This is a genomic window from Pseudoxanthomonas koreensis (genome assembly GCF_041890415.1).
GTDB classification, from domain to species: Bacteria; Pseudomonadota; Gammaproteobacteria; order Xanthomonadales; family Xanthomonadaceae; genus Pseudoxanthomonas; species Pseudoxanthomonas koreensis_A.
Window position 1 is genome coordinate 2,409,591 of sequence record NZ_CP169056.1, and the last position, 23,458, is coordinate 2,433,048.

Annotated in this window: 18 protein-coding genes; 6 read left to right on the forward strand and 12 right to left on the reverse strand. The window is 70.5% G+C overall.

Annotated elements, in window-relative coordinates:
• Nucleotides 1-85 precede the first annotated feature (85 nt).
• Nucleotides 86-979: a LysR family transcriptional regulator gene (locus ACEJ41_RS11015; RefSeq protein ID WP_374012315.1), complete on the forward strand. Its 894-nt coding sequence runs from the start codon at nucleotides 86-88 to the stop codon at nucleotides 977-979.
• 495 nt (nucleotides 980-1,474) lie between these two features.
• Here ACEJ41_RS11015 and ACEJ41_RS11020 read toward each other — a convergent pair whose 3' ends face one another.
• Together ACEJ41_RS11020 and ACEJ41_RS11025 are read right to left on the reverse strand one after the other, a co-directional pair.
• Nucleotides 1,475-4,642 (reverse strand): efflux RND transporter permease subunit, encoded by a 3,168-nt coding sequence (locus ACEJ41_RS11020; protein WP_374012316.1) that lies wholly within the window; start codon nucleotides 4,640-4,642, stop codon nucleotides 1,475-1,477.
• A gap of 3 nt (nucleotides 4,643-4,645) precedes the next feature.
• On the reverse strand, nucleotides 4,646-5,797 hold the full coding sequence (locus tag ACEJ41_RS11025; protein WP_374012317.1) for an efflux RND transporter periplasmic adaptor subunit: 1,152 nt from the start codon (nucleotides 5,795-5,797) through the stop codon (nucleotides 4,646-4,648).
• A gap of 86 nt (nucleotides 5,798-5,883) precedes the next feature.
• Between ACEJ41_RS11025 and ACEJ41_RS11030 the strand changes: the two genes are divergently transcribed.
• From ACEJ41_RS11030 to ACEJ41_RS11040, 3 genes are all read left to right on the forward strand, one after another.
• Nucleotides 5,884-6,546 (forward strand): TetR/AcrR family transcriptional regulator, encoded by a 663-nt coding sequence (locus ACEJ41_RS11030; protein WP_374012318.1) that lies wholly within the window; start codon nucleotides 5,884-5,886, stop codon nucleotides 6,544-6,546.
• 142 nt (nucleotides 6,547-6,688) lie between these two features.
• Nucleotides 6,689-7,351, forward strand: a complete 663-nt coding sequence (locus ACEJ41_RS11035; RefSeq protein WP_374012319.1) for a protein-L-isoaspartate O-methyltransferase — start codon at nucleotides 6,689-6,691, stop codon at nucleotides 7,349-7,351.
• A gap of 94 nt (nucleotides 7,352-7,445) precedes the next feature.
• The gene (locus tag ACEJ41_RS11040) at nucleotides 7,446-8,810 is read left to right on the forward strand and encodes a TolC family outer membrane protein (protein WP_374012320.1); all 1,365 of its coding nucleotides are present in this window, start codon (nucleotides 7,446-7,448) and stop codon (nucleotides 8,808-8,810) included.
• 29 nt (nucleotides 8,811-8,839) lie between these two features.
• Here the strand turns inward: ACEJ41_RS11040 and waaA are convergent, their stop codons facing one another.
• Nucleotides 8,840-10,177, reverse strand: coding sequence for a lipid IV(A) 3-deoxy-D-manno-octulosonic acid transferase (gene waaA, locus ACEJ41_RS11045; protein ID WP_374012321.1), 1,338 nt, complete (start codon nucleotides 10,175-10,177; stop codon nucleotides 8,840-8,842).
• 59 nt (nucleotides 10,178-10,236) lie between these two features.
• On the opposite strand from waaA, the gene ACEJ41_RS11050 reads away from it, so the two are divergent.
• Nucleotides 10,237-11,175, forward strand: a complete 939-nt coding sequence (locus tag ACEJ41_RS11050; RefSeq protein ID WP_374012322.1) for an LpxL/LpxP family Kdo(2)-lipid IV(A) lauroyl/palmitoleoyl acyltransferase — start codon at nucleotides 10,237-10,239, stop codon at nucleotides 11,173-11,175.
• A gap of 46 nt (nucleotides 11,176-11,221) precedes the next feature.
• On the opposite strand, the gene ACEJ41_RS11055 is transcribed toward ACEJ41_RS11050, so the two are convergent.
• The 5 genes from ACEJ41_RS11055 to ACEJ41_RS11075 all read right to left on the reverse strand — a co-directional run bounded on the left by ACEJ41_RS11055 (nucleotide 11,222) and on the right by ACEJ41_RS11075 (nucleotide 15,990).
• On the reverse strand, nucleotides 11,222-12,535 hold the full coding sequence (locus ACEJ41_RS11055) for an O-antigen ligase family protein (protein WP_374012323.1): 1,314 nt from the start codon (nucleotides 12,533-12,535) through the stop codon (nucleotides 11,222-11,224).
• On the reverse strand, nucleotides 12,516-13,634 hold the full coding sequence (locus tag ACEJ41_RS11060) for a glycosyltransferase (protein WP_374012324.1): 1,119 nt from the start codon (nucleotides 13,632-13,634) through the stop codon (nucleotides 12,516-12,518). Before ACEJ41_RS11060 ends, ACEJ41_RS11055 begins: the two co-directional genes overlap by 20 nt.
• 25 nt (nucleotides 13,635-13,659) lie before the next feature.
• Nucleotides 13,660-13,857 carry a zinc-finger domain-containing protein gene (locus tag ACEJ41_RS11065; RefSeq protein ID WP_374012325.1) on the reverse strand — a complete coding sequence of 66 codons (198 nt, stop codon included), beginning with the start codon at nucleotides 13,855-13,857 and terminating at the stop codon, nucleotides 13,660-13,662.
• Nucleotides 13,858-14,758: 901 nt separating this feature from the next.
• Entirely contained in the window at nucleotides 14,759-15,343 is a 585-nt protein-coding gene (locus tag ACEJ41_RS11070; protein WP_374012326.1) for a YceI family protein, read from the reverse strand.
• A 59-nt stretch (nucleotides 15,344-15,402) separates the two neighbouring features.
• Nucleotides 15,403-15,990 carry a malonic semialdehyde reductase gene (locus ACEJ41_RS11075; RefSeq protein ID WP_374012327.1) on the reverse strand — a complete coding sequence of 196 codons (588 nt, stop codon included), beginning with the start codon at nucleotides 15,988-15,990 and terminating at the stop codon, nucleotides 15,403-15,405.
• A gap of 128 nt (nucleotides 15,991-16,118) precedes the next feature.
• On the opposite strand from ACEJ41_RS11075, the gene ACEJ41_RS11080 reads away from it, so the two are divergent.
• Complete coding sequence (locus tag ACEJ41_RS11080; RefSeq protein ID WP_374012328.1) at nucleotides 16,119-17,084, forward strand: mitochondrial fission ELM1 family protein; 966 nt, start codon at nucleotides 16,119-16,121, stop codon at nucleotides 17,082-17,084.
• Nucleotides 17,085-17,164: 80 nt separating this feature from the next.
• Here ACEJ41_RS11080 and glnE read toward each other — a convergent pair whose 3' ends face one another.
• Genes glnE through ACEJ41_RS11100 form a run of 4 tightly spaced genes read right to left on the reverse strand, consistent with a single transcriptional unit; the run spans nucleotide 17,165 to nucleotide 23,386 of the window.
• A complete protein-coding gene (gene glnE, locus ACEJ41_RS11085) occupies nucleotides 17,165-20,005 on the reverse strand; it encodes a bifunctional [glutamate--ammonia ligase]-adenylyl-L-tyrosine phosphorylase/[glutamate--ammonia-ligase] adenylyltransferase (protein WP_374012329.1) in 2,841 nt (946 codons plus the stop codon).
• 45 nt (nucleotides 20,006-20,050) lie between these two features.
• Nucleotides 20,051-20,515 carry a hypothetical protein gene (locus ACEJ41_RS11090; protein WP_374012330.1) on the reverse strand — a complete coding sequence of 155 codons (465 nt, stop codon included), beginning with the start codon at nucleotides 20,513-20,515 and terminating at the stop codon, nucleotides 20,051-20,053.
• A gap of 40 nt (nucleotides 20,516-20,555) precedes the next feature.
• Nucleotides 20,556-23,039: a zeta toxin family protein gene (locus tag ACEJ41_RS11095; RefSeq protein WP_374012331.1), complete on the reverse strand. Its 2,484-nt coding sequence runs from the start codon at nucleotides 23,037-23,039 to the stop codon at nucleotides 20,556-20,558.
• Nucleotides 23,036-23,386 carry a hypothetical protein gene (locus ACEJ41_RS11100; RefSeq protein WP_374012332.1) on the reverse strand — a complete coding sequence of 117 codons (351 nt, stop codon included), beginning with the start codon at nucleotides 23,384-23,386 and terminating at the stop codon, nucleotides 23,036-23,038. The genes ACEJ41_RS11095 and ACEJ41_RS11100 overlap by 4 nt, the downstream gene beginning before the upstream one ends.
• Nucleotides 23,387-23,458 lie beyond the last annotated feature (72 nt).

Below are 23,458 nucleotides of genomic sequence, written 5' to 3' on the forward strand. Positions count from 1 at the left end.
GCCGGCTGGAGGTTCATCCTGCCGGCTTGCCATTGATAACTCAAATGGATATTTTTTATCCATTCCATTCCAATTGGGAATGCACATGGACTGGCCCAATCTGGCCGCCTTCGTGGCGGTGGCCGACCATGGCGGCTTCTCGGCCGCCGCCGAACACCTGCACCTGACCCAGCCCGCGGTAAGCAAGCGCATCGCGCTGCTGGAAGACGCGCTGCAGGCGCGGCTGTTCGACCGCCTGGGCCGGCAGGTGGTGCTGACCGAGGCCGGGCGCCTGCTGCTGCCGCGCGCGCGGCAGATCCTGGCCGAGGGCGAGGCGGCGCGGCGCGCACTGGCCGACCTGGGCCAGCACATCGGCGGCCGGCTGAGCGTGGCCACCAGCCACCACGTCGGCCTGCACCGGCTGCCCAACCTGCTGCGCCGGTTTACCGCGGCGCACCCGCGCGTGGCGCTGGACATCCGCTTCATGGATTCGGAGCAGGCCTATGCCCAGGTGCTGGCCGGCGAGGTGGAACTGGCAGTCACCACCCTGGGCCCGACCGAGCCGCCGCTGCACTCGACCGGCGTGTGGCACGACCCGCTGCAGTTCGCGGTAGCGCCCGACCACCCGCTGGCGCGGATGCGGGCCACGACCCTGGCCGACATTGCGGCGCACCCGGCGGTACTGCCGGACCCCGGTACCTTCACCCACCGCATCGTGGCCCAGACCTTCGCCCGGCAGGGGCTGTCGCTGCAGTTGCGGATGACCACCAACTACATGGAGACGATCAAGATGATGGTCTCGGTGGGCCTGGCCTGGAGCGCGCTGCCGCAGACGATGGTGGACGCGCAGGTGCAGGTGCTGGCGGTGCCGGGCGTGCAGTTGTCACGCCAGCTCGGATACGTGGTGCATGGCGGCCGCACCCTGTCGCGCGCGGCGCAGGCGCTGATCGGATTGCTGCAGGAGGATTCGGCGGGCGGACAGCGCAAACCCGGCGCGTGATGCAGGTTCCTGTTGGTCGCCCGCAAGACGGGCTCCTGCAATCACACCCTTGACGTCCCCGCGTGTAGGAGCCGGTCTCGCCGGCGACCGCGGAGCGCTATGTCGTGTGGGATGTTGTTGGCGCACCTGAGGTCGCCCGCAAGACGGGCTCCTACAATCACGCCCTCGACGTCCCTCGCGTGTAGGAGCCGGTCTCGCCGGCGACCGCGGCGCGGTATGTCGTGTGGGACGTTGTGGCGCACCTGAGGTCGCCCGCAAGACGGGCTCCTGCAATCACGCCCTTGACGTCCCCGTGTGTAGGAGCCGGTCTCGCCGGCGACTGCGGCGCGGTGTGTCGTGTGGGACGTTGTGGCGCACCTGAGGTCGCCCGCAAGACGGGCTCCTGCAATCACGCCCTTGACGTCCCCGTGTGTAGGAGCCGGTCTCGCCGGCGACCGCGGCGCGGTGTGTTGTGTGGGACGTTGGCGCACCTGAGGTCGCCCGCAAGGCGGGCTCCTACAGGGCTTCCTCTGGCTTGACCCGGAACCAGGCCGCGTACAGCGCGGGCAGGAACAGCAGGGTCAGCGCCGTGGCCACCACCAGGCCGCCCATGATCGCCACCGCCATCGAGCCGTAGAACGCACTGCGCGACAGCGGGATCATCGCCAGCACCGCCGTCAGTGCGGTCAGTACGATGGGGCGGAACCGGCGCACGGTTGCATCGACGATGGCGTGCCAGCGGTCGTGCCCGGCGCCGATATCCTGCTCGATCTGGTCGACCAGGATCACCGAGTTGCGCATCACCATGCCGGCCAGTGCAATCGTGCCCAGCAACGCGACGAAGCCGAACGGCATGCGGAACAGCAGCAGGAACCAGCAGGCACCGATCAGCCCCAGCGGCGCGGTCACCAGCACCAGCAACGTGCGCGAGAAGCTGCGCAGCTGCAGCATCAGCAAGGTGGTGACCACGATCAGGAACAGCGGCATCCCGGCCTTGATCGAATCCTGCCCGCGCGCCGAATCCTCCACCGAGCCGCCGACCTGCAGCCGGTAGCCCTGCGGCAACTGCGCGCGCAGTGCATCCAGGGTCGGATCGATCTGCGCGGTCACCGCGGCCGGCAACAGTTCGTCGCTGATGTCGGCGCGCACGGTCACCGTGGGCAGGCGATCGCGGTGCCAGATGATGCCGTCCTCGAATACGTGCCGCAGCCGCGCCACCTGCGACAGCGGCACGTTGCCGCCATCGCCGGTGGGAATGGCCAGGCTGTCGAGCATTTCCAGCTGCGCGCGGTCGCCCTCGCCGCCGCGCAGCATGATGCCGACCAGCTCGTTGCCCTCGCGGTAGGTGCTGGCCGAGTAGCCGGACAGCTGCGCCGACAGGAACTGCGCCAGTTGCGCGCTGCTCACGCCCAGCGCGCGGGCGCGATCCTGGTCCACCTCCAGGCGCACCACCTTGCTGGGCTCATCCCAGTCCAGGTTGACGTTGGTGGTATGCGGATTGGCGCGCACCCGCTCGGCCACCTGGCGGGCGATCGCACGCACCTGGCCGACGTGCTCGCCGGACACCCGGAACTGCACCGGGTAGCCCACCGGCGGGCCGTTCTCCAGCCGGGTCACGCGCATCTGCAGTTCGGGGAAGCGCGGCACCACGTCTTCCAGCAACCAGTGGCGCAGGTCCTCGCGCGCCTGCAGGTCGCTGGCCAGCACCACGAACTGGCTGAAGTTGGTCGCCGGCAGTTGCTGGTCCAGCGGCAGGTAGAAGCGCGGCGAGCCGGTGCCGATGTACGCCACGTAGTTGGCCACGCCTTCGCGTCCCTGCAGCAGTTCCTCCAGCTTCCGGGCCTGGACCTCGGTGGCGCGCAGCGATGCACCTTCGGCCAGCTCCATGTCCAGCATCAGTTCCGGACGGGTGGAGTCGGGGAAGAACTGCTGCGGCACGAAGCGGAACAGCAGCAGCGACAGCACGAACAGCGCGGCGGTGGCGCCGATCACCCACCAGCGCCGGTGCAGGCATGCATCCAGCAGGCGCCGGAAGCGGCGGTAGAACGCGGTCTGGTAAGGGTCGTGGTGGTGGCCCTCGGCCGGGACCGGAGCCGGGGCAAGCACGAAGGCGTACTGCGGCCAGCGGTCGGCCTGGCGCTCGCGCCACGCACGCCGGCGCGCGGCCAGGCTGCCGGGACGCGGCGGCTTCGGGTGCGCCAGGTCCGGCAGCATCCTGTCGCCCAGCCACGGGATGAACAGCACCGCGACGATCCACGACACCAGCAAGGCGATGGTCACCACCTGGAACAGCGAGCGGGTGTACTCGCCGGTGCTGGACGCCGCCGTGGCGATGGGCAGGAACCCGGCGGCGGTGATCAGGGTGCCGGTGAGCATCGGGAACGCAGTGGACTCCCAGGCGAAACTGGCCGCACGCAGGCGGTCGAAGCCCTGTTCCATCTTGATCGCCATCATCTCCACCGCGATGATCGCGTCGTCCACCATCAGGCCCAGCGCCAGCACCAGCGCGCCCAGCGAAATCTTGTGCAGGCCGATGCCGAACCAGTACATGGTCGCGAAGGTCATCGCCAGCACCAGCGGGATGGACACCGCCACCACCAGGCCGGTGCGCAGGCCCAGCGAGAAGAAGCTGACCAGCAGCACGATGGTCACCGCCTCGGACAACACCCGCACGAACTCGCCCACCGAATCGCGCACCGCCTGCGGCTGGTCGGAGACCTTGCGCAGTTCCATGCCCGCCGGCAGCGTGCCCTGCAGGCGCGCGAACGCATCCTCCAGCGCGTCGCCCAGGCGCAGAATGTGGCCGCCATCGCGCATGGCCACGGCGATGCCGATGGCGTCCTGGCCCATGAAGCGCATGCGCGGCGCCGCCGGGTCGGAGAAACCGCGGTGCACGCGCGCCACGTCGGCCAGGCGGATGGTGCGCCCGCCGGCACGCACCGGGAACGCGGCGATCTCCTCCACGCTGCGGAACGGCCCGTCCACGCGCAACTGCACGCGCTCGGTGCCGGTCTCGTAGAAGCCGGCCGGCAGCACCGCGTTCTGCCCTTCCAGCGCCTGCTGCACCGCCTGCAACGGAATGCCCAGGGTGGCCAGCCGGGTGTTGTCGATCTCGATCCAGATCTTCTCGTCCTGCAGGCCCAGCAGGTCGACCTTGCCCACGTCGGCCACCTGCTGCAGCTCAAGCTGGATGCGGTCGGCGTAGTCCTTGAGGATGGCGTAGTCGAAGCCGGGTCCGGTCAGGGCGTAGATGTTGCCGAAGGTGTCGCCGAACTCGTCGTTGAAGAACGGGCCGACCACGCCCTGTGGCAGGGTTGCCTGGATGTCGCCGACCTTCTTGCGGATCTGGTACCACAGCTCGGGCACCTGGCTGGAGGGCATCGAGTCGGTGGCCATGAAGATCACCTGCGACTCGCCCGGGCGCGAGTAGCTGCGCACGAACTCGTAGCGGCCGGTGTTCATCACCGCCTTCTCGATCCGCTCGGTCACCTGCAGCGAGACTTCCTCGGCGGTGGCGCCCGGCCACAGCGTGTGCACCACCATCGCCTTGAACGTGAAGGGAGGGTCCTCGCTCTGGCCCAGGCGCAGGTACGACCACGCGCCGATCAGGGCCACGGCGACCATCGCGTACAGCACCAGGCCGCGATTGTTGAGCGCCCACTCCGACAGGTTGAAGCGGCGCATGGCTCAGCGCCCGTCCGCTGCGGACGGCTTTGCGGCCTGCGCTGCGGCCGGCGCCACCGGCCGGTTGTCCCGGTCCACCGGCAGCACCGGCTGGCCCTCGCGCAACAGGTGCCCGCCGGCAGCCACCACCCAGTCTTCCGGACCCAGCGCGCCATCGATGGCGACGCTGTCGCTGCCGTAGTCGTGTACCCGTACCGGCACCTGCACCGTGGTGCCCGCACGCACCACCCATACCGCCGCGCTGTCCTGCTCGCCACGCTGCAATGCCGCCAGCGGCACGCGCAGGGCCGCGCCGTCGCGGGCCGCCTGCAGGTACACGCGCGCGCTCTGGCCGAGGCTGGCGCGTCCGGCGGCGGCCTCGTCCAGCGCCACCCGCGCCGCGTAGCTGCGGGTGTGCGGGTCGGCCGCTGCGGCGATCTCGCGGATCTGCCCGGGCAGCATGCGCCCGGGGTCGTTCCACAGTTCGATCATGGCCTTGTCGCCCACCGCGTGGGCGCCGATGCCGGCCTCCGGCAGGGCGATGGCAACCTCGCGCCCGCCATCGGCGGCCAGGACGAACACGGTCTGCCCGGCCGCCACCACCTGTCCGGCTTCCACCGCGCGCGAGGCAATCACCCCGTCATGCGGCGCGCGCAGGTCGGTGTAGGCGGCCTGGTTGCTGGCCACGTCGCGTTGCGCACGCGCCGCGCGCGCCTGCCCGGCCGCCGCTTCGTAGGCGGCCTGCTGCGCCTCGAAGGCCGAGCGGCTGACCAGTTGCTGGTCGACCAGTGCGCGATAGCGCTCCAGTTCGCCCTTGGCCCGCGCCAGCTCGGCGTCCGCCGCCGCTGCCTGGGCCTGTGCGGCCTGCGCCTGCAGCGCCTGGTCGCCGGGATCCAGTTCGGCCAGGACCTGGCCGCTGGCCACCCGGGCGCCGGCATCCACGTGCCGGCGCACCAGCTTGCCGCCCACCCGGAACGCCAGCGGGCTCTCCTGGCGCGCGTGCACCTCGCCGGGGAAGGCCATGCCCGCGGCGGCTCCGGCCGCCTGCGGCTGCACCACCCACACCGGGCGCGATACGGGCGTGGCGGCCGGCTCGCCGCTGCAACCGGCCAGCACCGCCATGATCGCCCCGATCATCACCAAGACCGCACCGCTCGTGCCGTATCCCTGCTTCATCGCGTGCGTCCCGGAGTCCATGGATGGAGGATAGTGAACCGGGCGGTATGGTATAAATAGAAAACCACGTAGTCTAGTATTACTGCATGACCCGCGACACGCCCCCTGCCAGAGCGCCCGCAGCGCCGCCCCGCCCGGCCGGACCGGGCCGCCCCAAGGACCTGGCCAAACGCGCCTCGATCCTGGACGCGGCCAAGCGCCTGTTCGTCGAACTGGGCTACCAGGGCGTGAGCATGGACCAGATCGCCGCCGCCGCCGGGGTCTCCAAGCTCACCGTGTACAGCCACTTCGGCGACAAGGAGACCCTGTTCTCGGCCGCGATCGCGGCCAAGTGCCGCGAGGTCCTGCCCGACGACCTGTTCGTGCGCCCGCCGGAAGGCCCGCTGCGCGAGCAGTTGCGGGCCATCGGGCACGCCTTCTTCCAGCTGATCACCAGCGAGGAGGCGATCCGCATGCACCGCATGATGAGCACCCCGGACAGCGCCGAATACGAGCTGCGCGAGCTGTTCTGGGATGCCGGCCCGCGCCGCATCCAGGAGGTGTTTGCCGGCTTCCTGCAGACCCGCGTGGATGCCGGCCAGCTGCGCATCGACGACGTGCCGCTGGCCGCCTCGCAGTTCTTCAGCCTGCTCAAGGGCGAGCTGCATCCGATGCTGATCTGTGGCCTGTGCCCGGGCCACAGCACCGCAGAGGTGTCCCGCCACATCGACGCCACCACCGAGTTCTTCCTGCGTGCGTATGCCACCTGAGGCACCCGATGCATGACCCGGGCGAGGGTCCCGGTGACTTCCGGCACTGCGAGCCGGGCGCGCCGGCGGCGATCCTGTACGGGCCGGGTTGCACCGGCCCGGTAGTAGAATGCCCGGCCTCCCGCGCCAGATTCGAGCAGCCATGACAATCGATTACGCCCGTGCCCGTGAATTGATGGTGGAACAGCAGGTCCGTCCCTGGGACGTGCTGGACATGACCGTGCTGGACACGATCGGCCGGCTGCCGCGCGAGGCCTTCGTGCCCGCGGCGCACCGGTCGCTGGCCTATGCCGACGTCGAGCTGCCGCTTGGCCATGGCGCCAGGATGATGAAGCCGGTGGTCGAAGGCCGCACCCTGCAGGCGCTCAAGCTGCTGCCTGGCGACAGCGTCCTGGAGATCGGCACCGGCAGCGGCTACATGGCCGCCTGCCTGGGCGCACTGGCGCGCGAGGTGGTCAGCGTGGAACTGGTGCCCGAGCTGGCCGCCGCCGCGCGCGAGCGCCTGGATGCCGCCGGCCTGGGCAGCAACGTGCGCATCGAGGTGGCCGACGCGCTGCAGTACACGCCCTCGCGCCAGTTCGACGCGGTCTGCGTGACCGGCGCGGTGGCCCAGGTGCCGGAGCGCTTCCTGCAGTGGCTGCGCCCGGATGGCCGCCTGTTCGTGGTCCGCGGCCAGGCACCGGTGATGGAGGCCGTGCTGCTGCGCGCCGCCGACCAGGTCAACGCCGCGCCTGTTGAATCGTTGTTTGAAACCGAACTGGACTACCTGCAGGGCGCCAGCCCCGCGCCGCAGTTCCTGTTCTGAAGGCCACGCCACGCGGCGCGGCCACCCTTCACGTGCAATCCCCACGCAGGCCCATGATGCGATCCGGGCCACAGACAACATAAGGAAGCCGCTGATGATCCGCCGTTCCCTCGCTCTGGCCCTGGCGGCCGCCCTGGCCTCGGCATCCGCGCAGGCCACCGACCTGCTGCAGACCTATGAGATGGCGCGCAACGGTGACCCGCAGCTGGCCATCGCCGAGTCCAACAGCCTCTACACCCGCGAAGGCCAGGTGCAGGCGCGCGCGGCGCTGCTGCCGCAGCTGTCCGGCGACGCCAGCCTGCGCCGCAGCCGCAGCGAGCTGGACGGCCTGGCCGGCACCCGTACCAGTACCGCCCGCAGCTATGGCCTGAACGCGACCCAGACCCTGTTCAACTGGGGCCAGTTCTCCAACCTGCGCGCGCAGCGCTCGCTGGGCGAAGCCGCCGGCCACACCCTGGATGCCGCCAACGACGACCTGATGGTGCGCACCGCCGCGGCCTACTTCGACGTGCTGGTGGCGATCGAGTCGCTGGCCGCGGCCGAGACCAACGAGGCCGCCGGCCGGCGCCAGTTCGACTACGCCGACAAGCGCCTGGAAGTGGGCCTGGCACCGATCACCGACGTGCACGAGGCCCGCGCCCAGTTCGACGAGGCCCGCGCCAACACCATCCTGGCGCGCAATGCGCTGGCCGACGCCTACCAGGCGCTGGCCGAGCTGACCGGCCAGCCGGTGGACGACCTGCGCGCGCTTCCGGACGATTTCCGCCCCGAACTGCCGGCCCTGCGCGAGGACGCCGATGCGTGGGTCGCCGCGGCGGTCGAGCGCAACCCGCTGCTGCAGGCCAGCAAGCTGCAGGCCGGCGCGGCCGACGCCAGCGTCCAGACCGCGCGCAGCGGCCACTACCCGACCCTGTCGCTGGGCGCCGGCTGGGGCAAGGATGCGGCGTGGGGCGACACCGTGGCCACCGGCGGCGGCACCCGCGGCGACAGCACCGGCTCGAGCATCGGCCTGACCCTGAGCGTGCCGATCTTCTCCGGCGGTGCCACCCAGTCCCGCGTGCGCCAGGCCATCGCCCAGCGCGACATTGCCCAGGACCAGTTCGAGCAGCAGCGTCGCGCGGTGGTGCGCAACACCCGCAACATCTACCAGGCGCTGGTGGCCGGCGTGAGCGAGGTCGAAGCGCGCCGCCTGGCGGTGGTCTCGGCGCAGAGCGCCTACGACGCCTCGCAGGTGGGCCTGGAAGTGGGCACGCGCACGGTGCTGGACGTGGTCCAGAACCAGCGCACGCTGTTCACCGCGCAGGTCGGTTACGCGCGCTCCAAGTACAACTTCCTGCTCAACCGGCTGCTGCTGGCGCAAGCCACCGGCGAGCTGGACATCGAGCAGATGCGCGAGGTCAACCGCCTGCTCACCGTGGAGGCCGAAGCGCGCCTGTCGCCGGAGCAGACCACGCAGTAATCCCAGGATGCCGGCGGCGTGACGCGCGGCTACGGCGCGGTGGACGCGGGTGCGTCCACCGATGCCGGCAGGTCGTCGCCGATCAGCTCCAGGGTCCTGCGCAAGGTGCCGCGGTTGCGTTCCAGCAACGCACTGCCGGCGGCGGCCATCGCCTGGCGCGCCGCGCCATCGTCCAGCAACGCGAGCAGGTGGTCGCCCACGGCGGCCATGTCGGCGCCGATGCGCAGCGCGCCGGCGGCGGTCATGCGCCGCGAGATCTCGGCAAAGTTGTGCAGGTGCGGGCCGGTCACCACGGCGGTGCCGGTGGCCGCCGGCTCCAGCAGGTTGTGCCCGCCCACCGGCTGCAGGCTGCCGCCGACGAAGGCGACCTGCGCGCAGGCGTAGAAGGGCATCAGCTCGCCCAGGGTGTCGATCACGAACACGTCATCGTCCGGGCGTGGCCACGGGCCGCACGTGCGCGTCCCCACCTGCCATCCGGCCTCGGCCGCCAGCGCCTGCACCCGGGCGAAGCGCTCCGGGTGGCGCGGTGCCCACAGCAGCAGCAGGTCGGGCCAGCGCGCACGCAGGCGCCGGTGCAGGGCGATGACATCGGCCTCCTCGTGCTCGTGGGTGCTGGCCGCGATCCAGACCGGTCGCGGCGTGCCCAGTGCCGCGTTGAAGGCGGCGACAAACCCGTCGATACCCTCGGGCAGGGCCATGTCGTACTTCAGGTTGCCCAGCACCCGCACGCGCTCGGGGCGTGCACCCAGCACCCGGTAGCGGCGGGCATCATCGTCCGACTGCGCGGCCACGCAGGCCACGGTCCGCAGTGCCCGCCCGATCAGCGGCCGCAGCACCCGGTAGCCACGCAGCGATCGCGCCGACAGGCGCGCGTTGACGATGTACACCGGGATGCGCAGGTCGCGGCAGCCGAACAGCATGTTCGGCCACAACTCGGTCTCCATGATCAGCGCCAGGCTGGGCCGGAAATGCAGCAGGAAGCGATCCATGCTGCCGGGCAGGTCGTAGGGCAGATAGACATGCTTGACCCGCTCGCCCCAGATCGCGCGCACGCGCTCGGATCCCGTCGGCGTGATCGTCGTCACCACCCAGCCGATGTCCGGGCGCTGCTGCAGCAGCGCATTGACCAGCGGCGCCGAAGCATTGACCTCGCCCACCGACACCGCATGCAGCCACACGCATGGGCGCCCGGGCTGGGTGCCATAGGCGGCGTAGCGCTCGTCCCAGCGCCGGAAATACTCGCGCACGCGGAAACCGCGCGCGACCAGGTGGTACAGCGTGAGTGGCGAGAGCAGGTACAGCGCAAGCGAGTACAGGGCGCGCAACGCGCCTTCGCCACGCTCCCTGTGCACGGGGGGGTCGGTCATCGGCGCAGCATAGCCGAGCGCGGATGTGGCAATCGTGGCGTCCACGTAGAATCGGGGCCATGACCGCGCCCGACGCGCCACCTCCGCGCCCCTCGTTCGCCCTGCGCCATTGGCCGATGTGGCTGGGCCTGGGCGTGATGGTGCTGGGCGCGCGGCTGCCATGGCTGTGGCAGCGCGCCATCGGCCTGGGCGTGGGCCGGCTGGCATTGCGCCTGGGGCGCACGCGCCGGCATGCGGCCGAGGTGAACATCGCGCTGTGCTTCCCCGGGCAGACCCCGCAATGGCGGCAGCAGTTGCTGCGCGACAGCTTCGACGCACTGGGCATCGGCCTGTTCGAATTCGCGCGCGCCTGGTGGGGCCGGCTGGGGCCGATCGGCGTGCAGGCGCGGATCGAAGGCCTGGAGCAGCTGCACGCGCTGCAGGCACAGGGCCGCGGGGTGCTGCTGGTGTCCGGCCACTTCATGACCCTGGAAATGTGCGGCCGGCTGATGTGCGCGCACGTGCCGCTGGCCGGCATGTACCGCCGCCACCGCAACCCGGTGATGGAGTGGGCGGTCAAGCGCGGGCGCCTGCGCTATGCCACGGCCATGTTCGCCAACAACGACATCCGCGGCGCGATCCGGCACCTCAAGCGCGGCGGCATGCTGTGGTACGCCCCCGACCAGGACATGCGCGGCAAGGACACGGTGTTCGCACCGTTCTTCGGCGTGCCCGCCTCCACCATCACCGCCACCCACCAGCTGGCGCGGCTGACCGGATGCGCGGTGGTGCCGTTCTTCCATCGCCGCGAGGGCGGGCGCTACGTGCTGCGCGTGGCGCCACCGCTGCAGGATTTCCCCAGCCAGGACGTGGTGGCCGACACCACCCGGGTCAACGCCGCGATCGAGGCGATGGTGCGCGAGGCGCCGGCCCAGTACCTGTGGATCCATCGGCGCTTCAAGCGCCAGCCCGACGGCCGCGGCCACCATTACGCGCGCACGCAGCCTCCCTCTTCCTGACCCGGCTGCAGGGCCTGCGGCGCGTGCAGGGGGATGCAACGCCGCTTCACCCCTCGCGCGCGTGGTGGCCGTGCAGCGCGCCGGCGCACAGGCCGGCCAGCAGCAGGGTCAGGCCGCCCCAGAACGTCGAATAGAACGCCAGGTGGGTGTTGAACGGGAATACCGTGACCGCCAGTGCCAGCAGCGCAGGGCCGGCGCGCGCGCGCGCGGCCACGCCGGCCCGGCGCCACGCACGCCACAGGGCGAAGGCGCCTGCCAGCCATAGCAGCAGGCCGGCGATCCCGGTTTCGCTGAGCAACTCCAGCACGATCTGGTGCGCGTGGTAGGCCTGGCCCTGGCCCCACGCCGGCGCCTGCTCCGGCGCCGGATCGCAGTGCGGCCAGGCACTGCGGAATCCGCGCACGCCCACACCATTGAGCGGATGCGCACGCGCCATGCACAGCGCGCCCTGCCAGATGCGCGTGCGTCCGGACAAGGCCTGGTCCACGCCCTCCCCGCCAGCATCGGCCTGCACCGCCAGCGCAGTGCGCGCGACCCGTTGCTGCAGTTGCGGCGAGGCCGCGTACAGCGCGGCCATCGCCAGCGCGCCGGCAGCCGCGAAACCGAGCAGCCGGCGCGGACCCAGCGTCTTCCATCCCGCCCATGCCAGCACCAGCGCATAACCCAGCCAGGCCGCGCGCGCACCGGCCAGGACGATGGTGATGCCCAGCACCAGCGCCGCCACGCACCAGCCGGCCACGTCGAAGCGGCGCGCCGCCGCAGCCAGCGCGAACGGCGACAGGCTGGCCAGCACCAGCCCGAGCTTGAGGTTGCATGGGCCGAACACGCCGCTGAGGCGATCGGCTGCACCCACCTCGCACAATCCCTCGCCTCCGGCCACGCGCTGCAGGCTGTCCATGCTCCAGAACAGCGCACTGGTCCCCGATGCCGCCTGCAACAATGCATCCACGCTCCACACCGCCACGATCAGTGCCAGCCCGGTGCCGATCCGCTGCAGGCCGCGTGCGTCGGCGGCAGCGATCGCCACTGCCCACAGGAACGGCAGGTAACGCAGGTCGACCGCCACTTCCTTCCACGCCCGCGCGCGGTCCAGCGCGTCCGGCGCCGACAGCAGCTGCGGCAGCCAGTACGCGGCAAACAGCACGCTCGCCAGCGCGGCGGCCCGGCCCGGCAACGGCAGCACCTGGCCGCGCACCAGCGCCACTGCGAGCAGGGCCAGCACCGCCAGCGCGCCCAGCGCCAGTACACCCTCGGCCGGACCCGGCAACGGCCACAGCGCCACGCAGGCCAAGGCCCATGCAGGTGTCCACGCGAATGCGCGCGGCAGCGGTGCGTGGTGGTCAGTGCGCCAGTTCGGCATACAGGTCCAGGGTGGCGTGCTGCATGGCCTGCAGGCTGAAACCGACGTGCGATGGCGGTGGCGGCGGCGCGCGCAGCAGGTTGGTCGCAGTGGCGGCCAGCGCCTGCTCGTCGAACGGCGCCACCGCGCCCTGCGGCTGCAGACTGGCCAGCAGTTCGCCGACCCCGCCATGGGCCCAGCCCAGCACCGGACGGCCCACCGCCAGCGCCTCGATCACGGTGCGGCCAAAGGCCTCCGGCTTGCGTGACAGCTGCAAGACCAGGTCGGCGGCCGCATAGGCCTGGGCGATGTCCGCGGTGGGCGCGGTGAACAGCACCGCATCGGCCATGCCAGCGCCGGCCGCCCGCCCTTCCAGCTCGCGCAGGTAGGCCTCGCGTCCGCGCGCGCGCGCGCCGGGCAGCCACAGCCGCGCGCCGGGAAACGGCCCGGCCCGCAGCGTCGCCAGCAGTTCCAGTGCATCGGCGTGGCCTTTGAGGCGTGTGCCGCGGCCTGGCAGCAGCAGGAGCGGCCCATCGCCGGCCAGCGCCGGATGCAACTGCGCCACCGCCGCACGCGCGGCCGGGTCCGGCTGCGCACGGCGCGGGAACAGCGCCGGGTCGATCCCGCGTGGGATCACCCGCAGGCACTGCGGATCGGTGCGTGGATAGTGCTGCAGCACATGCGCGCGGACGCTGCCGGAGACGCAGATCACGCGCTCGCCGCTGGCCATCACCGCGCTGTAGCGGCTGGGCGAGTTGAGCCCATGCACGGTGGTCACCCAGTGCGGCCGCCGCGCCTGCGGCAACGTCGCCAGGGTGATCCGGCCCAGCCAGGCCGGCAGCCGCGAGCGTGCGTGGACGATGTGCGCACCGGTCTCCAGCAGCAGCCGGCGCAGCGCCGGCACATGCCGCAGCGACGCCGGCGACTTGCGCCCGATGTCCATGGCGATGTGTTCGCCGCCACATGCATGCAGCGCGGGCAGCAGGCGGCCACCGGCGCAGACGACGATGGCGCGGTGCCCGGCGGCGACCAGCGCGGCGGCGATCTCGAGGGTGGAGCGTTCCACGCCGCCGGATTCCAGCGCGGGCAGCAACTGGATCACGGTCAGGCGGCGGTTCATGCTGCCGGCCCGGCGCGGGCGGCGGTCAGTCGACCAACTGGTAGGTGGCGCTGCAGTACGGGCACTGAGCCTGGTGGTCCGGTGCGTCCTCGATCGGCAGGTACACGCGCGGATGCGAGTTCCACAGCGTCATCTCCGGGGTCGGGCAGCTCAGCGGCAGGTCGCTGCGGCGCACGGTGTAGCGCGTCTGGGTGTTGGCGGGCACGGGGGCGGTGGTGGTCATGGCAGGCGCGCAAGGGAAATCCACCGGGATTCTAGCAGCGCCGCGGTGCAGGCGGCCTGCGTGCCGGCTCTGCAGGTCATGTTGGAAATGGGTTCAACCCGCCGGGGATGTGCGTCGCATGGACGTCTGAACACCGTGAGGCCGGAGGTTTGGTCGGGGCGCTTTGACGTCCGGAACGCCGTGAGGCCGGAGGTTGGTCGGGGCGCTTTGACGTGTGGCGTGCTGCCGCTCATGTCCCCCGGCCCAGGCCCTGCGGGCCCGGACCTCCTCCTTTACTTCCCGTCAGCACGCCACACGCCAAATCGCCCCAGGGGTGCCGGCGGCCAAGGAAACGCCAAAGCCGCATCAAGACCGGCGAAGGTGCCCCGGCCTTGCGTGCGGGGCGTGCACGCCCTCGTAGGAGCCGGCCTTGCCGGCGACCGCGGTGGGGTGGGGGGGGTGGCAATGCCGTAGCGCGCATCGGGTCGCCGGCAAGACCGGCTCCTACATGTGGGGGTCGATGAACGTTGGACGGTGTGGTGCGATGCCTGCTGACGGGAAGTCAAGGAGGAGGCTGCGGCCGCAGGCCGGAGCATCGGGTCGCCGGCAAGACCGGCTCCTACATGTGGGGGCCGATGAACGTTGGACGGTGTGGTGCGATGCCTGCTGACGGGAGGTCAAGGAGGAGGCTGCGGCCGCAGGCCGCAGCCGGGGGACATGAGCGGCAGCAGGCATCGCACCGCACCGCCGCGATCAAGCCTCCCGCCTCACGACGCTGCGAAAGCACCTCGACCCCGCCTCTCGCCTATCGCCGCTGCGAAGCATCGTGACACTGCATCCGGCTGTCCGGGCACCTGGAACCACAAAAAAACCGGCCCGCATGACACGGGCCGGCGCACGGCAGGGGGAGGGGCTGCCGGGTTTACTCGGCCTTGGCCGCTGCGGCCTCGGTGGTGATTCGCAGGGTCACCTCGTCGCCCACGTGCGGCACGTAGGCACCCACGCCGAAATCGGTGCGGCGGATGGTGGCGCTGGCGTCAAAGCCAATGGTCGGCGCGTTCGACATCGGATGGACCGCGGCCTTGTTCAAGGTCACGTCCAGCACCACCGGGCGGGTGATGTCCTTGATGGTGAGGTCGCCGGTGACCTTGAGCTTGTTCTGGCCGGCAGCTTCGACCCGGGTGCTCTTGAAGGTCGCATTGGGATACTTGGCGGCGTCGAAGAAGTCGGCCGCACGCAGGTGCTGGTTGAAATCGCTGCTGAACCCTTCCAGCCCCGACAGCGGCATGGTCACCTCCACGCGCGAGGCGGCGATGTCGTCGGCGTCGTACACCAGGGTGCCCTGCACGTCGCCGAAGTTGGCGAACGGGTTGGAGTAGCCGAAGTGGTTCCACTGGGCCAGCACGTTGGTATGGGTGGGATCGAGGGTGTAGGTGACCGGTGCGGCGAAGGCCGGGCCCGTGGCCAGGGCGAGGACGGCGGCGGCGGTCAGCAGGCGGATGCGCATGGGAAGCTCCTTGTGGATTCGGGTGTGGGTGGTGACACGGACGCGGGAGGTTGAACGGATTACTCGATGCGTGCAGCTTCGTCGAACGGCAGTCGCGGCGAACGCGGATGGATGCTGGCCGGATCGCCGCGGCCAAGGTTGACCAGGATGTCGGACTTGATCGACGTGCCGGCGAAGAACTCGGCATCGACCCTGGCATGGTCGAAGCCGGTCATCGGCCCGGCGTCCAGGCCCAGCGCACGCGCGGCCATGATGAGGTAGCCGGCCTGCAGCGACATGTTGCGCAGCGAAGGCCGCTCGCGCCTGGCGCGGGGGCCGTCGAACCAGGCGCGGGCATCGGTGTGCGGGAACAGGTAGGGCAGCTTGTCGTGGAAATCCTCGTCGCGACCGATGATGACTGTGACCGGGGCGGCCATGGTCTTGGCGTGATTGCCCGGGTCCAGCGCCGGACCCAGCCGCGCCTTGGCCTGCGCCGACTTCACGAACAGGAAACGCGCCGGCGTGGTGTTGGCCTCGGTCGGGCCCCACTTGAGCAGCTCGTAGAGCTGGCGCAGGGTGGCATCGTCGACCTCGCCACTGAAGGCGTTGTAGGTGCGGGCACTGCGGAACAACTGGTCCAGGGCGGCATCGTTCAGGGGCGGGGACATGCGGGATTCCTGAGCAATCGATGGAAGGAAGGCTGCACCGTCGCAGCCATGGGAATGATCTGGAGCCAAGTGTAGAGTGTTGCAGTGGCGATAAAAACATGCCGTCACGAAACTAATTAGCATCATTTATGGAACAATTAACTCCCCTATGGGCCTGGCTGCTCACCGATGGCCACGCCGGCAACCTGCGCCAGGCCCAGGCGCTGGCGCACGCCCTGCACGCCGCCGCCAGCACCCCGCCGCTGCTGCCGGCCAGGCCGTGGCGGTGGCTGGCGCCGCGTCGCCTGCCGGGTGCCGAGCGCGCGTTCGGCCCTGGATTTGCGCAGATGCTCGCGCAGCCGCTGCCACCATCCCTGGCCATCGGCTGCGGCCGCCAGGGCGCGCTGGCCACGCGCATGCTGCGCGAGCGCGGCGTGGCGGCGGTGCAGATCCTGGATCCGAGGGTCGATCCGCGCCATTGGGACCTGGTGATCGTGCCCGAGCACGATGCCTTGCGCGGCCCGAACGTGGTCACGATGCATGGCAGCCTGCATCCGGTGGATGCGGACTGGCTGGCCGCAGCCGCCGTCGCGCACCCGCACCTGCAGGCGTTGCCGCAACCCCGGGTCGCGCTGCTGGTGGGCGGGCCGACCCGGCACGCGCCGTGGACGCCACGGCGGCTGCGCAGCCAGCTCACCGCCCTGCGCGCCCACGTGCAGGCCAGCGGCGGCAGCCTGCTGGCCACGGTGTCGCGACGCACCCCGGCGAGCGTGGCCGCCGCCGTGCGCGATGCGGTGGATGGCATCTCCGGCCTGGCGTGGGATGGACAGGTTCCCAACCCCTACCCCGGGCTGCTGGCATGGGCCGACCGCATCGTGTGCACGGCCGACTCGGTGAACATGCTGTCCGAAGCCTGCGCCACCCAGGCGCCGGTGTTCGTGCTCGACCCGACGTGCGCAGGCGGGCGCCTGCGCCGGTTCCTGGACGGGTTGCTCGCCTCCGGCCGCGTCCGCGAAGCCGACGCCGGCCTGCCGTACTTCGATGTGCAACCGCTGCGCGAGACCGCGCGCGTGGCCGCGCAGGTGCGGCAGCGGCTTGGCCTGCCGCGCGCGTAACGGCCTGCGCGCGCACGGATTTCCGGAAACTGCACGAAGCGCCCGTCGCGCCCGCGCCGCCGGCAAACCCGCGACCGGGCTCAGGCCGGCGCCTGCGGCGGCTCGAAATCCAGCCCGTGGCCCTGTACGGCGCGGGCGATCGCTGCACGCGCGGCGGCCACCGCCGCATCCTCGGCCAGCAGGCGCGGGCGGCGATCCAGGGTGCAGCCCAGGCCGGCCTCCACCAGGCTGGCATGGGCATCCCCCAGCGCGGCCGCATCCTCCGGCGCCAGCCAGCCCGTTGCCGCCAGCGCGGTGACGATGGCGGGCGTATCGCGCGGCTGCAGCAAGGCCGGGTGCTCCGCCGCCTGCGCCAGTACGCCGTACTGCACCAGGAACTCCAGGTCGACCAGGCCACCTGCGCCCTGCTTGAGGTCGAAGCGCGCCGCATCGCCGCGGTCCAGTTCGGCACGCATGCGCTGGCGCATCCGGCTGACGTCGTCGGCCAGCGCCTGCCGGTCGCGCGGGCGCGCAAGCGTCTGCGCGCGGACCTGCTCGAAATCGGCGCACAACGCCGCATCGCCGGCCACCGCGCGGGCGCGCACCAGGGCCTGGTGTTCCCAGGTCCAGGCGCGCTGCATCTGGTAGTCGCCATAGCTGGCCAGCGTGGATACCAGCAGGCTCTTGCCACCGTCCGGGCGCAGCCGCATGTCGGTTTCGTACAGGCGCCCGGCGCTGGTCACCGCACCGAGCAGGGCCACCATCTTCTGCGCCAGGCGTGCGTACCAGCGCCCCGGCTCCAGCGGCCTGGCTCCGTCGGACACTGCAGCGCCGTCGGCGTCGTACAGGAACACCAGGTCCAGGTCCGAGCCGAAGCTCAGCTCGCGCCCGCCCAGGCTGCCGTAACCGATCACCGCAAAGCGCCCGCCCGGCAGCGCGCCGTGCGCGGCCTGCACCTCGGCGGCGGCCATGTCCAGCACCTGCACCACCACCGCGTCGGCCAGCGCGGCCAACTGGCGCGCCCCGTCCACCGCGGACTGGCGCCGGTCCAGCGCAGCCAGTGCGATCCGGAAACTCAGCGCCAGGCGCACCTCGTTGAGCGCGCGCAGCGCCGTCTCCGGGTCATCGTGCACGGCGTGCACCGCACTCGCGCAGGCCGCCTGCAGCGCGTCGGTGTCGGGCAGCGGGCCGGCCACCCGGGTGTCGAGCAGTTCGTCCAGCAGCAACGGGTAGGCGGCGATCCGCTCGGCCAGCAGTGCGCTGCGGGCGAGCACGTCCACCAGCCGCGCCAGGGCACTGGGTTGCTCATCGAGCAGGGCCAGGTAGCTGGCCCGGCGCAGGATCGCCTGCAGCAGGCCGAGCAGGCGCTTGAGCGCGGCGTCCGGCTGCGCCGAGCGGGCAGCGGCCGACAGCAGCGCCGGCACCACCCGGTCCAGGCGCGCGCGCGCGGAATCGGACAGTGCGCGCACGCCGTTGCCACGGGCAAAATCGCGCAACGCCGCATCGGCACCATCGGCGTCGAGGAACCCGGCCTGCGCCAGCACTTGCGGCTGGCCGGCCGCCGGAAGCGCACGCCAGTAGCCGCCCAGCGCATCCGGGGCGGACTGGCCACGACGCGGCACCAGCAATGCATCGAACTCGGCCGAGACCTCTGCGCGGCACGCAGCCAGGTCCCGCTCCAGCGCAGGCCAGCCGTCGTAGCCGAGCGCCAGCGCAAGGCGCAGGCGGTCGTCCGGATCCTGTGGCACGGCATGGGTCTGGGCGTCGCGCAGCATCTGCACCCGGTTCTCGAGCCGGCGCAGGAAGCGGTAGCAGCGCGCCAGCGCCTGCCCGTCTGCGGTGGCCACCTGCCCGGCCTCCATCAGCGCCTGCAGCGCCGGCAGCAGGCGGCGCTCGCGCAGCGCCGGTTCGCGGCCGCCGCGGATCAACTGCAGCGACTGCACCAGGAATTCGATCTCGCGGATGCCGCCGGGCCCGCGCTTGAGGTCGTCGGCCATGTCGCGGCGCTGCATCTCCGCCACGATCGCCGCCTTCATCGTGCGCAGGCCGTCCAGCGCGGTGTAGTCCAGATAGCGGCGATAGACGAACGGGCGCAGCGTCTCCAGCCAGGCCTGGCCGGCATCGGTGTCGCCGGCCACTGCATGGGCCTTGAGCCAGGCATAGCGCTCCCAGTCGCGGCCCTCGCGCTGGAAGTACTGGTCCATGGCCGCGAACGACCACGCCACCCGGCCGGCATTGCCGAATGGGCGCAGGCGCAGGTCCACGCGGTGGCAGAAGCCGTCGGCGGTCGGTTCGTCCAGCAGCCGGGCCAGTTGCTGCCCGAGTCGTGCGAAGTAGTCTTCGGCGGCCAGGGTGCGGCGGCCATCGGACTGGCCGTCGCGCGGATAGGCGTAGACCAGGTCCACGTCGGACGAGAAGTTCAGTTCGCCACCGCCCAGCTTGCCCAGTGCAAACACCACCAGGCGCTGCACGCTGCCGTCGGCGGCGCGGATCACGCCATGGCGCTGCGCGAACTCGTGCTCCAGCGCGTCCAGGGCAAGGCGCAGGCAGGTTTCGGCCAGGCGCGTGGTGCCGGCCAGGGTGGCGTCGACATCATCCAGGCCAAGCACGTCACGCCAGATCAGGCGGGTGGACTCGGCGGTGCGGTACAGGCGCAACTGCGCCGGCCAGGCCGTGGGCTGCTGCGGATCCAGCACCGGCTCGGGCATGGGCGGCGGATCGTCGAAGGCCAGGTGTTCGAGCAGGGCGGGCTGCCGGCGCAGGGTGTCGATGGCGAAGTCACTGGCAAGCGCCACCCGGGCAATGCGGTCGCGCAAGCCCGGATTCTCAAGCAACGCCGCATGCGACGACGAAGCGGTGGTCAGCGTGGACAGCGCCCGTTCGGCGCAGCGCCGGCGCAGGGCTTCGGCGTCCTGGGGGCAAGGCGGCGTCGGGGCATCCATGGCGCCGATTGTGGCATGCACCCAGGGGTGACCACAGGAGCGCGGTCAGTCGCCAACCAGGACGTATTCGCGCCCTTCGCTCTTCCACGTCGCAGCGCTACGGTCGATCCGGATGCATGGGCGCCCCCCGCACGAGCTGATCTCCACATGCCGCGCGGCTTCCTGCACCTGCGCGTCCACCTCTGCCGCTTCGGCACGTGCCTGGGCCGCGCTCAACCGCTCATTGGCCTGCTTCAGAAGCAGCAGGCTGCCGGCGAACATGAGTATGAGGACGCCGGCGGCCGCTGCCACGACCTGCCACGCGCGCACGATCGCTGGACGCAGCGCCAGCTCCATCCGTCGCCGGTGTTCCTGGAACATGGCATCCATCGACTGCCGGAACTGGGCCTCCTCCCGCTCGCGGGCTGCATGCAGCTGCTGCCGGCAGTCCGCTGCCTGGTGCTGGAGGTCGGCGACCAGCGTGTGCAGCCTGCCCAGGCTGACGGTGACCTGGTCCAGGCCATCGGGCATCGTGCCACTCACGTTGATGTTTCCATGGCAGGCATGGTCATCATGACAGGCCCAGTTCCTGCGGGGCCGGCGACCGGTCGCGTGTCGCCTGCGCCTCCTGGCGCCGCGCCTCGGCCGCCAGTTCCTCAAGGCTTTGCCCCAGCGGGCGCGTGCCTGCCTGGATGCGATCGACAGTGCAGTAGCAGTCGAGTGCGGCGTGGCGCGGATGCTTCCATGTCGCCATCAGGTGCTTCCCGTCCTGGCTGGGCACGACCTCGTCGATTGCCGGCATCTGGTATTTGCGCGCCTGGGAAGCCAAGGCGCCAGCCATTCCTTCCATCTGCAGACGGTCCAGATATCCGCCCGCCTCGGGGCCCATCCGCTCCAGCGCGCCCAATGCATCGGTGAACAACCGGTGGTCACGGCCTGGAAGTCGCTGCTGCCGGTCCCATGCCCGCTGTTCGGCATCGATCTCGATCTGCCGGCCACGTGCGGATTCGGCAAATGCAATCGACGATTCGCGCATGCCCTGCTCGTCCCCGGTACCCAGCGCCTCCAGGAACCGCGCCATGTTCGGGTCATGAGCCGCGGTGGGACCTTCACTGACGGGAGGCGCGGTCACACGCACCGGCTCCAGTGTCGGGATGCGGGCATCTGCCTGTTGCCGCCGATAGGTCGCCTCCAGCTCGTCGGGCAGGTTGCCCTTGGCCGGGCTGTTCCACAGCAAACCGTCATCCATCCACTGTCCCAATGGATTGCGCTCGTACATCACGCCGTCGGAGCCGACGATCCGGCCCGGATTGCGCAATGCTTCGGTCACTGGGTCAGGCAATGGCCCGTACTGCGCCCAGCCACTGCGCTCATACGTGGCCTTGAACCGCGCGGCCATGGCAGCAGGGGTCTGGGTAGCGTTCTGTGCGATGACAGACTGTGACTGCTGCTCGAGCTGTTCGGCCCGCTGCGCACTTGCTGGCTCGTAGCGGGTAAGCGGGATGCGGTCGATGCTCTGGTCGATCGCCTGCCTCCAGACTCCCGTGGCGGGAACGCGCTCCCATGTTCGCTGCAGTTCAAAGGGGCCGGCCTGGCCGACATCCGTCGCATCCACGGGCAGTCGATAGGGATCGCGGTTACGTGGCGGCTTGCCAAGGGCAAGCTCGATCGCGGTGGCGCTGGCCTGGAAGTCGAGCCGGTCCGACAGCGCGGCATCGGCGGTGAGCGTACGGCCGCGTGGCGCCCCGGGCAGCGGCGGGATAGTGACCGTCCAGCCCTTCTGCGGATGATCGGGATCGGCGGTCCAGACCTGACCCAACGGCCCCTGCTGGCGGAAGATCTTGCGCTCGTCCCACCAGTCGGCCACCTTGTCGCCAGCCACCGCGCCGATGACACCGCCGAGCGCGCCCGTGACCAGCAGGCCGGGGCCGGTTTTCACGCCGGCCAGTGCGCCGCCACCCACACCGGCCGCCGCACCGCTCCAGCCGGCTACGTTCTGGACGGCAAAGCGCTCGATCCGCGCCTGCGCGGCAGTGTCGTTGCCCTGTCCGCGCAGGCGGGCCGCATCCAGAGCAGTGTCGGCCGCGTCGTAGGCGGTCACTGCCACTCCAGCGACACCGACTGCCCGGATGGCATTGGGCCGAACACGGGCGGTGAAATCGATATGCGTGACCTGCCTGGTGGAGCTGGCGACACCATCGACGACGTGAAGTGTGCTTCGTTCGGTCAGCAACCGCTGCGCCGTGTCCGGCGTCACGTTGTGATTGCGCGGAAGGGCCTCCGGCAGTTCGCGATGCCAGGCCTGCTGGTCCTGCCAGCCTTGGCTGAGGCTGCGGGTGAGCTTCGGGTCGCGCAGGCGCGCTTCGCGCGCCTCCTCCAGCGCCGCGCCCGGCAGCCGCGCGTCGGTGCGGCTGTCGTACAGTTCCACGCCCTCCCGGCTGAAGATGCGAATCGGCACGTCCGTGCGCTCGCGGATCATGTCCAGGCTGCCCGGCAGCCTGTCGTGGATCGCGTCGCGGGCGCCGGCGGGGACGTAGCGACCGTGGCCCAATTCGTCCAGCTTGTTGGTAAAGCGCTGGTCTACTCCAAGCTCGCTTTCCAACTTATGGGCAGCGACTACCCGTACTTCCACCTCGTAGCCTTTGGCCTGGAGATCATGGATCAGTTCCGAGGCCCACCCCCCATTACTAAGGGTAGTGTCGAAAACAAAATTCTTGCGACCGGCCACGACGGCATCGCGTAGTTCATCGGCCCATCCGGCCGCATCAGCATGGGTGCGACCGGACCACGTATAGGGGTTGGCGTTGCGAAATTCATTGGCGCCGGGGTGATACTCCCTGAGCTCATCCGGGTCGATCATTACTACATCATTGGCAAGCTCAATCCGTGCTGCGTCCGCCAAACCACCTTTGCCTGCCCCAGGCTGTCCCCCGAGGACGATCGCTTTAGGCCGCTCCTGAGAAATGGCCTGGCCAAGCCCACTCTTGGGCACAACCTCATCAACGAAAATGCGCTCATGCCATCCTTGGCCCAGCTGATCCGCAGGAGCGCTCATTTGAAAGCGCCCTTGTTCGCCCGGAAATATTCCCAAAGGTCATCCATATCCACCATCTCGAAGACGAACCACCCCGCAGTAAATAGCTGGTGACCCTTCTTGGATGCGCTGCCGATCATTCCCGTATCGCCGGCGGCTTCGGCGGCGGCAAGTTCATTGCCAGCCTCTGCGGACAAGGCTTCCAGCGTCCCTTGAAGCTCCAAAATCGCACCTCTAAACGGGTCTCGACAGGAAGGATTGCCTACATATCTGCCCAGGGATTCCTGCAATCGCTGGACACAATCCGGATAGTCCTCGAGCATCTCGCGCAGCTTTTGCGGCACCGGAGGCAGGGGCGCAGAGGGCATGAAAAGCTCCATTTCACATGATCTTTAGAGCCCATTGTAAGCCCAGGACGGTCGCTGCCGACTGGGCGAATG